This window comes from Protofrankia sp. Cj5 (genome assembly GCF_917627405.1).
GTDB lineage: Bacteria > Actinomycetota > Actinomycetes > Frankiales > Frankiaceae > Protofrankia.
Genome location: NZ_CAKJTO010000011.1, coordinates 47,067 through 62,270, shown reverse-complemented (window position 1 = coordinate 62,270; position 15,204 = coordinate 47,067). Strand labels below are relative to the sequence as shown.

At 69.9% G+C, this 15,204-nt stretch carries 16 protein-coding genes; 11 read left to right on the top strand and 5 right to left on the bottom strand.

All coding sequences use genetic code 11. From position 1 onward, the window contains the following. The 4 genes from MJ777_RS23005 to MJ777_RS04630 form a co-directional block, all read right to left on the bottom strand. On the bottom strand, positions 1-167 hold a 167-nt coding region (locus MJ777_RS23005; protein WP_370652644.1), incomplete at its 3' end, for a zf-HC2 domain-containing protein. A gap of 143 nt (positions 168-310) precedes the next feature. Further along, entirely contained in the window at positions 311-1,123 is an 813-nt protein-coding gene (locus MJ777_RS04640; protein WP_239308821.1) for an ABC transporter permease, read from the bottom strand. Next, positions 1,120-2,175 (bottom strand): ATP-binding cassette domain-containing protein, encoded by a 1,056-nt coding sequence (locus tag MJ777_RS04635; protein WP_239373447.1) that lies wholly within the window; start codon positions 2,173-2,175, stop codon positions 1,120-1,122. Before MJ777_RS04635 ends, MJ777_RS04640 begins: the two co-directional genes overlap by 4 nt. A gap of 145 nt (positions 2,176-2,320) precedes the next feature. Then, complete coding sequence (locus MJ777_RS04630) at positions 2,321-3,151, bottom strand: polysaccharide deacetylase family protein (RefSeq protein ID WP_239373438.1); 831 nt, start codon at positions 3,149-3,151, stop codon at positions 2,321-2,323. Between the two features lie 163 nt (positions 3,152-3,314). On the opposite strand from MJ777_RS04630, the gene MJ777_RS04625 reads away from it, so the two are divergent. The 7 genes from MJ777_RS04625 to MJ777_RS04595 all read left to right on the top strand — a co-directional run bounded on the left by MJ777_RS04625 (position 3,315) and on the right by MJ777_RS04595 (position 10,877). Next, complete coding sequence (locus MJ777_RS04625; RefSeq protein ID WP_239373436.1) at positions 3,315-4,769, top strand: aldehyde dehydrogenase family protein; 1,455 nt, start codon at positions 3,315-3,317, stop codon at positions 4,767-4,769. Between the two features lie 121 nt (positions 4,770-4,890). Then, positions 4,891-5,808, top strand: a complete 918-nt coding sequence (locus tag MJ777_RS04620) for a sugar phosphate isomerase/epimerase (RefSeq protein ID WP_239308817.1) — start codon at positions 4,891-4,893, stop codon at positions 5,806-5,808. A gap of 62 nt (positions 5,809-5,870) precedes the next feature. Continuing rightward, on the top strand, positions 5,871-6,344 hold the full coding sequence (locus MJ777_RS04615; RefSeq protein WP_239308816.1) for a VOC family protein: 474 nt from the start codon (positions 5,871-5,873) through the stop codon (positions 6,342-6,344). Positions 6,345-6,484: 140 nt separating this feature from the next. Beyond that, a complete protein-coding gene (locus MJ777_RS04610; RefSeq protein ID WP_239373434.1) occupies positions 6,485-8,221 on the top strand; it encodes a PEP-utilizing enzyme in 1,737 nt (578 codons plus the stop codon). Between the two features lie 289 nt (positions 8,222-8,510). After that, on the top strand, positions 8,511-8,792 hold the full coding sequence (locus MJ777_RS04605) for a hypothetical protein (protein ID WP_239308814.1): 282 nt from the start codon (positions 8,511-8,513) through the stop codon (positions 8,790-8,792). A gap of 318 nt (positions 8,793-9,110) precedes the next feature. Next, complete coding sequence (locus tag MJ777_RS04600; protein ID WP_239333780.1) at positions 9,111-9,320, top strand: hypothetical protein; 210 nt, start codon at positions 9,111-9,113, stop codon at positions 9,318-9,320. Positions 9,321-9,407: 87 nt separating this feature from the next. Then, complete coding sequence (locus MJ777_RS04595) at positions 9,408-10,877, top strand: flotillin family protein (RefSeq protein WP_239308812.1); 1,470 nt, start codon at positions 9,408-9,410, stop codon at positions 10,875-10,877. Positions 10,878-10,922: 45 nt separating this feature from the next. On the opposite strand, the gene MJ777_RS04590 is transcribed toward MJ777_RS04595, so the two are convergent. Continuing rightward, positions 10,923-11,552, bottom strand: coding sequence for a TetR/AcrR family transcriptional regulator (locus MJ777_RS04590; RefSeq protein ID WP_239373432.1), 630 nt, complete (start codon positions 11,550-11,552; stop codon positions 10,923-10,925). 84 nt (positions 11,553-11,636) lie between these two features. On the opposite strand from MJ777_RS04590, the gene MJ777_RS04585 reads away from it, so the two are divergent. The 4 genes from MJ777_RS04585 (at position 11,637) to MJ777_RS04570 (ending at position 15,083) form a co-directional block, all read left to right on the top strand. Beyond that, positions 11,637-12,281, top strand: a complete 645-nt coding sequence (locus MJ777_RS04585) for a TetR/AcrR family transcriptional regulator (protein WP_239308810.1) — start codon at positions 11,637-11,639, stop codon at positions 12,279-12,281. A 359-nt stretch (positions 12,282-12,640) separates the two neighbouring features. Continuing rightward, a complete protein-coding gene (locus tag MJ777_RS04580; protein WP_239373430.1) occupies positions 12,641-13,420 on the top strand; it encodes an SDR family NAD(P)-dependent oxidoreductase in 780 nt (259 codons plus the stop codon). 97 nt (positions 13,421-13,517) lie between these two features. Further along, positions 13,518-14,279 carry an SDR family NAD(P)-dependent oxidoreductase gene (locus MJ777_RS04575; RefSeq protein ID WP_239373428.1) on the top strand — a complete coding sequence of 254 codons (762 nt, stop codon included), beginning with the start codon at positions 13,518-13,520 and terminating at the stop codon, positions 14,277-14,279. 18 nt (positions 14,280-14,297) lie between these two features. After that, positions 14,298-15,083: a ThuA domain-containing protein gene (locus tag MJ777_RS04570; protein ID WP_239308807.1), complete on the top strand. Its 786-nt coding sequence runs from the start codon at positions 14,298-14,300 to the stop codon at positions 15,081-15,083. Positions 15,084-15,204: the final 121 nt, after the last annotated feature.

Genomic DNA, 15,204 nt, shown 5'->3' with positions numbered 1-15,204 from the left:
GTGAGCATGGTGAGCGCCGCCGCTGCCTGCCGCAGCGTCGCCGCCTCCCGCGCGCAGGATGGGCAGCCGCGGACATGCGCCGCCACCGCGTCGGCCTCCTCGGCGTCGCAGGCGTCGAGCGCCCATGCTCCGAGCAGGTCGGTTACGTGCCCATCGCCCGCTTCCACCTGTCTGTGCCCTTCCGTGTACCCGCCCTCGGCATCCCCACCCCGATTGTTACCTCACGGTAGATCCCCGCACGGCCGCAAGCCAAGCCCCGCCTCCCCGGGGGCCGGCGATCCGCGCCCACCGATATGATCATGAAATATGATCATGATGTGAGGTTGCGGTACTGGCGCACGGCCAGCGGGGCGAACACCGCGCTGATGCCCACCGACCAGACCACCGACTGCCACACCCAGTGCGAGACGGGCCCGCCCTCCATGAGCGTCCGCACCGCGTTGATTGTGATGTTGGCTGGCTGGGCCTTCGCGTAACCCTGCAGCCAGCCCGGCATGGTGCTCACGGGCACGAACGCCGAGCTTGGGAACACCAGCAGGAAGAAGGGCAGAATCGAGGCGACCTGGGCTGTCTCGGGATCCTTCACGGCGAGGCCGATGGATGCGAACACCCACGACATGGCGTACCCGAACAGCAGCACGAGCCCGAGCCCGGCGATGATCGCGGCAGCGGAGTTGTTGAAACGGAACCCGACCAGGACCCCGACCGCGATCATCATCGCCAGCACCACGACGGCGCGGCACAGGTCGGCGACGGTACGTCCCGCGAGCACGGCCGAGCGGGCCATGGGCAGCGCGCGGAACCGGTCGATGATCCCGCTCTTGAGGTCCTCGGCCAGCCCGACCGAGGTTGCCGCGCCACCGATGAGCGACGCCTCCACGAACACCGCCGGGACGATGTAGTTGACGTAGCTGCTGCCGGGGATGGCGATGGCGCCGCCGAGGACGTAACGGAACAGCAGCAGGATCAGCACCGGCTGGGCACTGGAGATGAGCAGCAGCTGGGGTGTGCGTATGAGCCGGACGAGGTTGCGCCGGGCGATCCCGGCGATGTCGCCCAGCGCGATGACCGGAGTGAGCGACGCTGTGCGCGCCGCTGGCTGACCAAGGGCGACGGCGTTCATGAGTTCCTTCCCGGTGTCGCGGAGACCGCGGCTGCCGCGGCTGCCGGGGGCGGCGGGGGCGGGCCGGCCATGACGGCGGGCTGGCCGCTCGTCTCGTCATCGGCCGCCTCGGTGGCTACGTGGCCGGTCAGGGAGAGGAAGACATCGTCGAGGGAGGGACGCCTGATACCGAGGTCGTCCAGGGTGACCCCGTCGTCGTCGAGAAGGCGCCCCGCGGCCAGCAGGACCTTGGCCCCGCCACCGGTCGGGACCGCGACCCGGCGCCGCTCGGTGTCCAGCTGCGGCGGCCCGTCGCCCAGGTCGGTCAGGAGGGCGGCGACCCGGTGCAGGTCGCCGGGATCGACGACCCGGGCTTCGAGCACGGCACCGCCGGCGCGGGTCTTGAGCTCGTCGGCGGTGCCGGCGGCAACCACCCGGCCCCGGTCGATGACGACGATCTGGTGCGCGAGGCGTTCGGCCTCTTCGAGGTACTGGGTCGTCAGCACGACGGTCGTACCGTCGGTGACCAGCTGTTCGATGAGCGCCCACAGCTCGCTGCGGGTCCGCGGGTCGAGCCCGGTGGTGGGCTCGTCCAGGATCAGTACGGACGGATGCCCGACAAGGCTCGCGCCGAGGTCGAGGCGCCGTCGCATCCCACCCGAGTAGGTCTTCACCTGCCGGTCGCCCGCCTCGGTGAGCGAGAAGCGCTCCAGCACCTCCTGCGCCCGCCGCCGCCGTTCGGCTCTTCCGACATGGTAAAGCCGACCGACCAGCTCAAGGTTCTCCCGTCCGGTGAGCAGCTCGTCCACGGCGGCGTACTGGCCGGCAAGCCCGATCATGGAACGGAGCCGCTGCGCGTCCCGGACGACGTCGTACCCGGCGATCGTGGCCTGGCCGCTATCCGGTTTGAGCAGTGTGCTCAGGATCCGCACCAGGGTGGTCTTGCCGGCGCCGTTGGGGCCGAGCAGCCCGAGAACCGTACCCGCCCCGGCCGTCAGGCCGACGCCGGCCAGCGCGTTGACTGACCCGAACCGTTTGGTTACCGCCTTCACTTCGATCATCGGCGTCGCCATCGCCCTCCCACTCTCCTCGTCCGTTGGCAGCCTCATCGTCGACGGCTCGGCGCTTGTTGTCTGCACCGGGCTGGCGGCCACCGTGGTTCTCGAGCCGAAACCGCCGCACAGCAGGCCGCATAGGCAGGCGGGAGAGCGGGCGGATTCAGCCGATGGCCCGGGAGGTCTGGAACATCGTGTCCAGCGTGACCGGCTCCAGCCTGCGTTCGGCAATGAGCTGCTGGATCTGATCGAACAGCCCGAGGACCGTCGGGTGGTTGGCGTGACCGAGCATGATTGTTCCTGGTTGCAGGTAGCGGCTGGCCAGGCCCATGAGCTGCTCGGGACTGATCGGTGTCGAGTCGCCGAAACTCCCGTTCCACAGCAGGATTCTGGTAAAGCCGAGTTCGCCCACGAGCGCGTCGACGTGTGCGTTGTGCGAACCGTAGGGCGGCCGGAACCAGGGGCGCGAGGTGATACCGAAGGTCCGCTCGATCCAGTCCTCGTTTCTCTCGATGTCCGCGCGGATCGCGTCGTCCGGGCGGCCAGGCAGCTGGAGATGTGTCCAGGTGTGGTTCGCGATCTGGACCTGGCCGGTTTCGATCAGGGGACGCAGGACGTCGGCGTGCCGGTCCCAGATCGCCCGGTAGGCGCCGTTGGGCGCGAAGGTGATGGGGATTCCCGACCGTCGCGCGAACTCCACATAACCGGCCACGGTCTCGGGCGAGTAGCCGTCGTCAATCGTGATCGCGATCCGCCGGGTTGGCGCGGGTGCGCCGAACACCACCGCCGGGTTTTCCGGGTGGGCAGCAGGGATGGGCGGAAGCGTCTGCTGTGCCGCTGGCGCCGGGCGCGGCGCGGCGAGCTGGTTTCCGGGGGGGCGGGCGGAAACGGGCATGGGCGCTCCGGCGGGACGCGGTGCCGCCGGAGCCGCGGGCTGGGCCGAGCAACTGACCAGAGCCTGCGCGGCGCCGATAGCCAGCAAGGAGAGCAACATCCGGCGATCCATGGACGAACGGTACAAGGACGAACGGTACAAGGCGGTTGCGAAGGGCCTGGTTTTGCTGGATTCTCCGAGGGCCATCTCCGCTGGATGGTGTCTTACGACGTGTTCCGGAAACCGTTGTTCGATAAAGCCTGGGCTTGTCTCGGAGGAGCGCATGGACCGAAGGACCGGGCTCTACCTCGGCGGTGCGTGGCGGGCGCCGAGCGGCAGCGGGACGATCGAGGTCATCGAGGCGGCGACGGAGGAGACCATCGGCGTGGTGCCGGCGGGCGAGGTTGCCGACATCACCGCTGCCGTCATGGCCGCGCGGGGCGCCTTCGAGCGATGGTCGGCCACTCCCAGAAGCGACCGGATCGCGTTGCTGCGGATGATTGCCGATGGCCTCGAGGCCCGCGGCGCCGCACTCGCGACGCTGATGAGCCGTGAGGTCGGCACGCCGCTGGTCACGTCCGAGCGCATCCAGGTGGGTCTGGCCGTGTCCGTCATCCGTTCGACCGCCGATGTCGCCGAGCGTCTCCCGCTGGAGGAGCGGATCGGATCGTCGCTCGTGCTGCGGGTCGCCGCCGGGGTCGTCGGCGCGATCACACCGTGGAACTATCCGCTCTACCAGCTGGCCGCCAAGGTTGCCCCGGCGCTCGCCGCCGGATGCACGGTGGTGGCCAAGCCGAGCAGCGTGGCGCCCTTCGCGGCCTTCGCCCTCGCCGACGTCGCCCATGAGGCTGGCCTGCCCGCTGGTGTCCTGAACATCGTGACAGGCCGCGGGCCCGTGGCTGGGGAGGCCCTCGCCAGCCATCCCGAGGTCGACCTTGTCAGCCTGACCGGGTCGACGGCCGCGGGCGCGCGGGTCGCCCAGCTCGCCGGGCCCGGTATCAAGCGGCTGACCCTGGAGCTCGGCGGCAAGTCCGCCTTCATCCTCTGCCCGGGCGCGGACCTCGGCCGTGCGGTCACCAGTGCCGTGCGGGGCTGCTTTGTCAACAACGGCCAGACCTGTTCGGCGACCACCCGGCTGCTCGTCCCCCACGAGCTGCTCGAGGAGGTGGAGGAGCGCCTGGTCGCCCTGGTCGAGGCGCAGGTGGTCGGCGATCCGCTGGACCCGGCGACCACGATCGGGCCGGTCGCCTCGGCCGCGCAGGCACGTTCGGTCGCGTCCTATCTGGACAAGGCCAGGCACGAGGGCACCGTGCTCGTCGGCGGCCCAGGGCCCGTGCCTGGGCTCGACCGCGGTTACTTCGTGCGTCCTACCGTGGTGAGCCGCCTGCGTAACGACGCGGTGCTCGCCCGCGAGGAGATCTTCGGGCCAGTGCTCGCGGTCATCCCGGTAGCGGACGCCGACGAGGCCGTCGCCGCCGCCAACGACTCCGACTACGGCCTGTCCGGCGCGGTGTTCGCCGCGGACGAGGCGGCCGCGATCGCGGTGGCGCGCCGGTTGCGCACCGGCCAGGTGGCGATCAACGGCGGGCGGTTCAGCGTGCTTGCCCCGTTCGGGGGTTTCCGGCGCTCCGGTGTCGGACGCGAACTGGGTGAACATGGGCTGGCCGAGTATGTCGAGCTGATGTCGCTGCAGCTGCCCACGGGTCCCAGCGGCGCGGCGGGAGCGGTCGCCCAGTGAGCCGCTCCCGGCGGGCACGGCGCACCTGCCAGCACGGTCCGGGTCCGCTCCGGTCCGGAAGGCGTTGCCCGTATGCGCGTCCGACGCCGATAGGCGGCGCACGTGTTCGTGAAGGAGCCCGATGGCTGTGATCGCAGGTGCCGATGGCGGGCTGCCCCGGCGTGTCCCCGTGCCCGGCCGGGCCGGGCCGGAGGACCTCGCCAGGGTGGTGCTGTCGTTCTATTCGCTGCCCCCGCTGGAGCCGCTGCGGCGGGCACAGGTGGCGCGTGCCGCCGGCTTCACCTCCATCGGTCTCAGCCTGAGCTGGCTGCGCCGTTGGTTGGCGGCCGGCCACGGCCTGGCCGAGCTGGAGGACGCGCTCGCCGAGGGTGGCGTCACCGTGGGCGAGCTCGACGTGCTGCGACCGCTGGGCGGCCAGCCCGACGAGGCCGAAGAGGTCTGCTGGGCGGTCGCGGAGCGGCTGCGGGTGCCCTACGTGGGAGTCATCGGTCCCTATGCGGGGAGCTGGGATGACGCGGTGGCCCGCTTCGCCGGGGCCTGTGACCGGGCGGCGACCGTCGGGACGGGTGTCGTGCTCGGTGTCGAGTTCCTGCCGTTCACCAATATCCCCGACGGGGCCACGGCGGCGTCGCTGGTGCGTGCCGCCGGCCGGGCCAACGGCGGGGTCTGCCTGGACGTCTGGCACGTCTACCGCGGCGGCCAGACCCCGGACGACCTCGGCGACGGTGTCTGGCCGTATGTCGTGCGGCTACAGCTGTCCGACGGGCCGCTGGTGGCCGAGGACGACGATCTGCTGGCTGACTGCCTGGCCAACCGGCGGCCGCTCGGTGACGGCGAGTTCGACCTGACCGGTCTGCTGGCGGCCGCGGCCCGCCGCCGTCCCGAGGTGGGTATGTCGATCGAGGTCATCTCCGAGCGGCTGCGTGCCGAGCCGCCCGAGCGGATCGCGCCCCGGCTCGCCGCGGGGCTGCGTGCGCTCCTGCGGGGACATGGCCGGTTCTCCCCGGCGTCGGACGTTCTTACTATTGACAGCATTTAGTTTCTCGGCTGTGATGGGCATCACGGTGACGTGCGGTCGAGAAGGCGCGGGGAGGAGGGGCGATGGCCACCCCGCCCTCGTCCACCCCGGCGCTGGTGATGACCCGGCCGCTGGAGGTCGGGATCGTCGTCGACGACCTGGTGGGCATGGTCCGCTTCTACCGTGAGGCGCTCGGCTGTACCGAGGCGCACCGTTCGGACGTGCCTGCCGAGCTCAACGCCAAACTGGGCCTGGGGGCGGCGGCCACCGTGGTCTGGCTGCGCACCCCGTGGGGGGAGCGGATCAAGTTGCTGCGGCCCGCCACCGGCACGGGCCCGCTCGCGCCGGCTGTGCCGCTGACCGCCCGCCGCGGCCTGTCCTACCTCACCCTGTACGCCGCCGATGCGGTGGGGGCCGCCGAGCGGATGCGTCGTGGGGGAGCGAGCCCGCTGTCAGAGCCGGAGCTGGTCGAGGCGAGCGGGCGGCTGATCGCCTTCTGGGCTGATCCCGAGGGCAACGTCATCGAGCTGGTCGAGGATCTCGGCCGGGCCGGGTGAGCCCGGCCGTGCAGGCGTGCGCATCGCAGACTTTCTGTTGACAACACATAGTTAGTGCCATGTAATGGCCGTCACATTCGTGCCGGCCATTACATGTGTGTCCGTACTGGCGCCTGGCATCAGCGGAGAGAGGACGCGCCGTGCAGAGCTGGGTCGCAGACTGGGAGCGCAGCCCGCGGCTGCCCCACTACACCAGGGCCAACGCGGGCGAGACGTTGCCCGCGCCCGCGAGCCCCCTGGGCTGGACACTCGCCTATGTCAGCGTCCTGCGGGCGTGGCGGCAGGGTTTCATCGACATCGGGGTCTACCGCCCCGACGAGATGTCGGCGGACCGGCCCGAGATCGCGGGGCTGTTCGGAGGCTACTTCTACCTCAACCTGTCGCACATGCGGCTGTTCTCGCTGCGGCTGGGGATGCCGGTCGAGCAGACCGACCGGGCCTTCGTCGGGGAGCGGCCCGACATCCCGCCCTACGTCGCGCATCCCGACGACGTCGACGCCGAGCGCGCGGCGGCGGCCGGCGCTTCGGTGCAGCGGCTCCTCGCGACCACGGAGTTCACCGATGCCATGACCGATCGTGATCGCGTGCGGGCGTGGCGTCGCGAACGGCCCGATCTCACGACGCTCTCCGAGAGCGAACTGGTCGCCCGGGTCCGTGCTCTGCTCGACGAGAGCGAGAAGAGCATCTTCTACCGGCACGTGTTCTCCAGCCTCCCGGCGAGTTTCGGCCCCGGTATCCTCGGGCCGATCTGCGAAAGTGTGGGACGCGGCAGCGACCTGCTCGATGTGATCAGTGGTATCGGCGGCATCGACTCCGCCTCGCCCGCGGTGGGCCTGTGGGACCTGTCCCGCGCCGTGACCGGGTCCACCGAGCTGACCACGCTGTTCGACAAGGGCCCAGCCACGGTGGCGATCGCCCTGGGCGAGGACGCCACGGGCGATGTTGCCCTCTTCCGGGACGCCTTCGCCGCTTTCCTCGACAGCTACGGTGACCGTGGCCCCAACGAGTGGGACATCCACTCGTTGGCGTGGGAGGTGGATCCCGCCGCGGCGCTTGCCCTGGTCGACCGGCTCCGCACCAGCCCGGACTCGGAGTCGCCGGCCCTGCGTCACGACATGCTCGCCGCCCGCCGCGCGCGGATCGCGGCGGAGATCCGCGAGGCGCTCGCTGGCAACGCCGAGGCTCTTGCCACCTTCGACATCGGTATGCGGGCGGTCGACGTCTGGATGCCCGCGCGGGAACGCACCAAGTCCAACTGCGTCGCGGCGCTGCACGAGATCCGCATGGCAATCCGCGAGCTGGGCCGCCGCGGCGTCGAGGCCGGTCGTTTCGCCCATCCCGAGGACATCATGATGCTGCTCGCGGACGAGCTCGACGGCTACCTCACCGACCCCGGCCGGTTCACGCCGGTGATCGCGCGGCGGCTGGTCGAGTACGCCGAACTGGCCCAGCTGGAGCCGCCGTTCTTCGTCGCCGAGGACCCCGACATCGCCACCTGGCCGCGGCGGGACCGCGAGAGCCCGGCCGCGGCGGTGGGGGAGGTGTTCACCGGCGTCGGGGGCAGCCACGGTGTCTACACCGGCCGGGTCCGCATCATCACCGATCTGGCCGGCTGCGACGCCCTCGAGCCCGGCGAGGTCCTGGTCTCCCCCATCACGGACGCGGCGTGGACGCCGCTGTTCCTGGTGGCTGGCGCGGCCGTGGTGGACGTGGGCGGCCTCAACAGCCACGCGGTCGTGGTCTGCCGCGAGCTCGGCATCCCGTGTGTCATCTCGGTGGGCGACGGCACCGCGCGGCTGCGCGACGGTGCCGAGGTGACGGTGGACGGCGGGGCCGGCACGGTCACGGTGGTCTCGGCCGTCCCCGCCGACGGCTGAGACCACCCGGCACGGCTGACAGCGGGTGGGATGCGGGGGGCCACCCGGCCGTCCGCATCCCACCCATCCGGATGGCTATCCCACCCATCCGGATGGCGCGCCCGCGGTCCTGAATCACCGGTCCTGAATCACTCGCGGCGGGTGATGCGCCGCGGCCCCGAGCGGCCAGAATCGGTGACGGGAAAGCTCCGGGCTGATGTCGCGGGTCTCGTGGTGGTGGCACCGTCAAACCACCGGCTGACCGGCGGCACGGTGCCGGAAAGACACCGGACGACAAGGCGGCGGATATATGGGTGCGCAGACATACGGCCGTGGCATTCAGCCCAGCCGGCGGCTGCTGGTGGGCGGGGGGCTGCTCGTCGGTATCGGCGGCCTGCTGGGAGCTGCGGGCATGGCTCTGGTCAGCGTCGCCGTGGTGTCGGCGACCCGGCAGTGGGCGCGGCAGCTGGAGGTGCCGCCCAGTGAGATCGCGAAGGTGAAACTCCAGCAGGCCAGGGCCGCCACAGCCGCGGCCACGTCAGCCGGTGCCGACGCCTGGCGGAGCGGAGCCCCGGGCGAGCCTCCATCCTGACCGCTGCCGGTGGCCGTGCCCGCCGCGGCGCCTGATCCGATCGCATTGGATCGTCATGCTCCCGACAATGGTGTATGGGCTGTTCGCCACGGGCCTACGGTCGGGAACCATGAGAGCGTGTGTGAGATCGGGCTTTCGATCAGTGAGCCGTGTCCAGGCGCTCCCTGGCAAGGCGGAAGGCCGAAGCGATACCGGATGAGTTGTATCGGTTTGGCCGACAACGCAGCCAGGGGACGCCTGGGCGCGGCGAGCCGGAATGACGATCTCACACACGCTCTGAGTGCCTATGCTCTATCCCGATACCGAGTGGGAGAGTGCATGGCCGATCAGATCATGCTGGGCAAGACGGCTCGGGTGACCGGGACAATCAGGCCGGATATGGTGGGCGAGGTGATGGTTTCCGTGCGTGGTGGCGCGGAGGCGTTCCATGCCTATGCCGCTGAGGACGGTGTGACCATCGCGATCGGCTCCCGCGTGCTTATCGTGGAGTATCACCCGCCCCGTACCGTGATCGTCACCAGGTTGTGAGGACCACCGCTGGGTACGCCGTTCTGGCTTCTGGCCAGCGCATTCTCGTAAGTTTCAGCAAATCCGGGTCTCAACAGAGGAGATCGCGTGGTCCCGATCCTCATCGCGGTGGGTGCGGGTGTCATCGGCATCATCGGCGTTATCAAGTTGATGTGGCGGGTGGCGGAACCCAACGAAGCGCTGATTATCTCCGGCTTACGGGCGTACAAAAATCCGGACAACGCCGTGGCGGAAAGCCTGGGTTTCAAGATTATCACCGGGAAAGGGGTGCTGGTGTTCCCGGGCGGGCAGAACGTGCGGCGCCTGTCATTGGATCTTCGAGCCGCTCAGTTGAGTACCGATTGTGTCAGCCAGCAGGGCATCCCGGTCGGCGTGCGCGGTGTGGTGATTTTCAAGGTGGGGGATGACTACGCCTCGATCGCCAACGCCGCCCGGAGATTCCTTGACCAGCAGGACAAGATGGATGACCGGGTGCACAATGTTTTCACCGGCCATCTCCGGGCGATAGTCGGCCAGCTCACCATTGAGGATATGATCAGGGATCGGGAGAAACTGACGGCGCTGACCCGGGCGAGTTCCGGTATGGAGATGCAGAAGCTCGGGCTGATCGTTGACTCCCTGCAAATCCAGGAGATCGACGATCCCACCGGCTACATCAAGAATCTCGGCCGCCCGCACGTCGCCGCCGTGGCCGCCCAGGCGCGCATCGCCGAGGCGCAGGCCGACCGTGAGGCGACCGAGCAGGAACAGGTCGCCGCGGCGCTCAAAGCGGAAGCGGCCCGGGACAGCTCCATCAAGCAGTCGGGTTTCCAAGCCGAGGTCGACGAGGCCGCCGCGCGAGGGCAGCAGGCCGGCCCGCTGGCGGAAGCAGCCGCTCACCAGCAGGTCGTGGTCGAGCAGACCAAGGTTGCCCAGCTTGAGGCGGACCTGGAGGAACAGCGGCTGCAGACGACGATCCGCAAGCCGGCGGACGCCCGTGCCTATGAGCAGATCACCCTGGCCCGTGCCAGCCGCGACGCGCAGATCAGCGCGGCTGAGGCGAGCGCCCGGGAGGCGACCTTGCTGGCGGCGGCGCAGGCCGAGTCGACCCGTACCCTCGGTGATGCCCAGGCGCATGCCCGGCGCGCCGTCGGTGATGCCGAGGCGGACGCCCTGCAGGCCAAGGGGCTGGCGGAGGCCGCGGGGATCAGGGCGCGGGCGGACGCCCTGTCGGTGAACCAGGAGGCCGTGATCGGCCAGCAGCTCGCCGAGCAGTGGCCGGCCATCGTCGAGGCGGCGGCGAAGCCGTTCGGCGACGTCGACCAGATGATCCTCCTCAATGGCGCGACCGGTATCGGCGAGCTGCTGACCCAGGCGCTCTCCCAGGGCAGCGCCGGTCTCCAGCTCGCGCGGTCCCTGCTGGCGGGCCAGGCGCGGCCCGGCCCGCCAGCTTCCGGTACCGTTTCTGGTGATGTTCCGGCGCCGCATGTCGACATCCCGGCACCGGCATCCGCCCCCGCGGAGCCAGCCCTGCCGGTGGAACCAGCCTCACCGGCAGCCGATGCCGACGAGGCATAGTTCAGACGAGGCATAGCTCAACAGTCATCGTCAGCCCAGCTGACGTCAGGTGCTGACGATGCGCTCGGCCAGCGCGGCGGTCTCCCGCAGGAAACGGCGTCGGCCGAGCCCTTCGAGGATGGCGTCCTCGGCCAGCCAGGATGCCGCCGCCGTTTCGATCAGAGACAGCAGGCCTGTCGCCATCACACCGGCTTCTGCCGCCGGTATGCGCTGGGCGGGGAGCCGGGCCGTGCGCACCGCCTGGGTAAGCAGCTCCATCAGGCGGACCCGGGTTTCCCGGCGCAACGCCTCCGCCGCGAGATTCGCCCCGGACGATGTCACGAAGTAGACCGTTCCGGCGAGGCGCTGGCCGTCGAGCCAGCCCAGCATGCTGGTCAGCAGATCACCGATGGGGCCGTCGTCGGCGGCCGGTCCGGTGATCTGGGCATCCAGTTCCCTGACAAAGGCATCGCTGAAGCTCCGCATGGCCTCCAGTAGAATGTCAGCCTTGGACGGGAAGTGGTAGTAGACGGCAGCCGGCGTCATCCCGGCTTCGTCGGCGATGTCGGCAACGGTGACCGTTTCCAGGCCACGCATGGCAAACAGCCGGGTGGCAGCCTCGATGACATCAGGGCGGCGGGATGGCCGGTGTGCCGGTCGTCGTGGTTCACCGCTCCGGTCGGTGCTCGCGGTCATGTGGCAGATTACTCCTGAAAGCTGCGGGACACCTGGGCCGGCATGGCTCTGCGAACAGCAACAGACGGTCGGGAGGCGTTCACCGTGGCGGAGCCCGCAGACCTGCCCGAGCGGGGCAGGCCGCCGGCCCACCGGCCATCCAGACGCCAGATTATTATCAGCGCCGCCATCCGGGTGTTCGCACGCAAGGGGTTCGACGAGGCGAGTGTCCAGGACATCGCGGCAGCGGCCCAGGTCGTCCCCACCGCTGTCTATTACCACTTCTCCGGCAAGGAGGAGCTGTTCGACGTGGCGCTGCGGCGGGTGGTCGGCGCGACCAACGCCGTCGTCGCCGCGGCTCGCTCCGATGACGAGCCCGGTGACTTCACCGCGCTCAGGCGGGTCACCGCCGCGGTCTGGGACTGGATCGAGGCCCACCCCGACGAGGCGCGGCTGCTCTACCTGCACATGCCCGGCGCGACCCAGCAGGCGCGCACGCTGCGGCGGGACTTCGAGGAACTGCACATCGAGCGGTCGTTCGACTACATCGTCTCCGCGCGGGTGCCGGCCACGCGGCGTTCCGCCGTGGCCAAGCATGCCACCCAGTCACTGGCCGCGCGTACCCTCAACCACCTGCTGCTCGCCATCCATCCGATGCGCATGGACGACGGCCCGTTGAGCCAGCAGCCGCCGAAGGCGCTGCGCCGCGCGCTGGATGCCGTGTCCGAACGGATACTCACTGTCGATTAATGGTCGACGCTTTGTCATTGATTTTTCCGCCACCGGACGGTGCCGCCCGCACGGAACCTATGGACAGATATTGGCGGGACGGCCAAGGGCAGTTACTGTTGTCGCCATCACAAAAGTAGCCCCGGAGGGAGCGCCGTGTCCCCGGCTGCTCCTCGGCCGCTCTCGGGCGAGGAGCCCGATAGCGGCAGCTCCCGTGCTCCGGGTCCGGAGTCTGCCGAAGAAGTTCCCCAGGCAACGAGCCCTGGTCGAGGCCGACCGCGATACGGGCTGTATCGGTTCGTCCGAGAACACGGCCAGGGGCCGTCTGGGCGCGGTGAGCCGGACCCACGACGTGAGACAGGCTTCAAGAAGGGATCGGGATGCTCGCGGGACTCAGCGGTCGGTCGGTGGTCGTCACCGGCGGTGCGGGTGTGATCGGGTCGGCGGTCAGCCGGCGGCTTGCGGCGGAAGGGGCACTGGTCGTGGTCGCCGACCTCGACGACGCCGCCGCCGGGACGGTCGCGCGGGCCATCGGTGGTGACGCCGTGGGCGTCGGCGTCGACATAACCACGCCGGCCGGCGCGCAGGCCAGTGTCGACGCGGCTGTCCAGGCCTTCGGAAAACTGGACCATTACCATGCCAATGCCGGCGTGGAGTGCATGGTGCGGCCGGTGGCGGATTTCGATCCGGCTGACTACCACCGGGTTTTCGCCGTCAACGTGCTCGGGGCCTTTCTGTCAGCGCAGGCTGCGGTACGGCAGCTGGTGGCCCAGGGCAACGGCGGCTCGATACTTTTCACCGCGTCCATCGCGGCGCTGATGGGGGCCGGTGGAACAGCGATCTACAATGCTTCCAAGCATGCCGTGCACGGCATGGCCCGCTGCCTGTCCCTGGAGGTCGCGGGTGCTGGAATCCGGGTCAACACCCTGGCGCCGGGCGTCGTCGAATCCCGCATGATGGATTCGCTGGGCGCCGGCCTTGGGACGCTGGCCGGGGTGGGCGAGACGGCTTTCAGGGGCGGCATGGAACGCGCGGTGCCGCTCGGCCGGTACGCCACTCCCGCGGAGATCGCGGCGGCCGCGGCGTGGATCCTCAGCGACGAGGTGCCCTATCTGCACAACGAGTGCATCACTGTGAGCGGCGGAATAGCGCCGTACTGATGCCCGCCGTACCGGTACCCACAGCGCTGATGATTGCCCCACTGAACACGCGGGATATGTGGGCAACTCATCGATGGCCGACGAAAGGTGACAGATAGTGGATCTTGAATTGGCGGGACGGCGGGCGCTGGTGACGGGCGCCAGCCGAGGACTCGGCCGGGCGATCGCGGCGACGCTGGCCCAGGAGGGCTGCTCGCTTGCCCTGTGCGCCCGCGGCGCCGAAGGCCTGGAGAAGGCCGCGGCCGAGCTGCGTGCCGACGGTGCCCAGGTGTGTGCCGAGCCCTTCGACGTCAGCGACACCGACGCGCTCACCACTTTCGTCAACGGCGCCGCGGCGGAACTGGGCGGGCTGGACATCGTCGTGTCCAACGTATCCGCCGGCGCGGCCAAGGACCCTGGCCAGTGGCAGCGCAGCCTGGACGGTGACCTGCTGCCGTTCGTCCGGCTCGCCGAGGCCGCGGTGCCGCACCTCGCCGACGGCGGTGGCTCGATCATCGCGATCGGCACGACGAACGCCTTCGACACGGTGCGGCCGGCATCGGCCAACGCCTACTCGGCTATCAAAGCGGCCGTGCTGCACCACTCCGCGGCGCTCGCGCGGACCCTCGCGCCGCGGGGGATCCGGGTCAACACGGTCTCCCCCGGGCCGATCGAATTCCCCGGCGGCGACTGGGAGAAGATCCGGGAGCAGCGGCCGGAGGTCTACGCGGAGGTCCTGGCCAAGATCGCTGTTGGCAGGTACGGCCGCCCTGAGGACGTCGCGGCAGCCGTCGCCTTCCTGGCGAGTCCCCGGGCCGGGTTTTGCAACGGCGTCAACCTCGTGGTCGACGGCGGGCTCGTCACCCGCGTGCAGTTCTAGAACCGGCGGTTGCGAGCCATGGCGGGACCGGCCGGCCGGGTGGAGGCCGTACTCGTGTGCGGCGGGCGCTGGCACGACTTCGACTTCGCGCGGTTACACCTTCTTGAGCGCCTGGGAAGACACGAGCGGGTGCGCACCCGGGTCTTCGAGGACTACGCCCGCATCGATGCGATCGAGTCCGCAGACCTGCTCGTCACCTACACCTGTGACGTGCGTCCCAGCCGTGAGCAGCAGCGGGTTCTGGTGGACTTCGTGGCGCGCGGCGGGCGGTGGCTGGCACTGCACGCCACCAACGCGGCGATCGAGGCGCCCACGCCGGGCGGGGAGCGTCTGTTCACGACGCCGCGGGTGTTCGGAGCGGTGGCCGCGGTGCTGGGCAGCCAGTTCCTCGGCCACCCCCCGATCGCGCCCTATCAGGTCGAGATCACCCAGCCGGATCATCCGCTGGTCGCGGGGATCAGCCCCTTCCAGGTCAGCGACGAGCTGTACGTCAGTGAGCTGCACCCGCCGATCGACGTGCTGCTGCACACCCGCTACCGCGGGCCGTCCCGGGGTTTCGCCGAAGGGCAGGTGCCCGCTTCCGCGGACGCTCGCCAGCCCGTGCTCTACCTGCGTCGCCATGCTGCCGGCGAGGTCTGCTACCTCACCCTTGGGCACTGCCGCGGCCGATTCGACGTCCAGGATCTCGGCGTCGACGACCTCGGCCACAGCGACCGGGGGAGCTGGACCGTCCCGGAGTTCATCACGGTGCTCGACCGTTGCTTGTCCAGAGCGGTCTACGGCACGGAGCACGGCGCCGGGTAGGAGGCTCCGGTAACAGGGGTGTAGATCAAAGAGCGGGGCTGGGGCGCGTGCGTCGCAAGGCGGCGCAGGGAGCCACCCTGGTCCTTTGATCCGCAATTAGTCATATAATTTTTTTATTTTG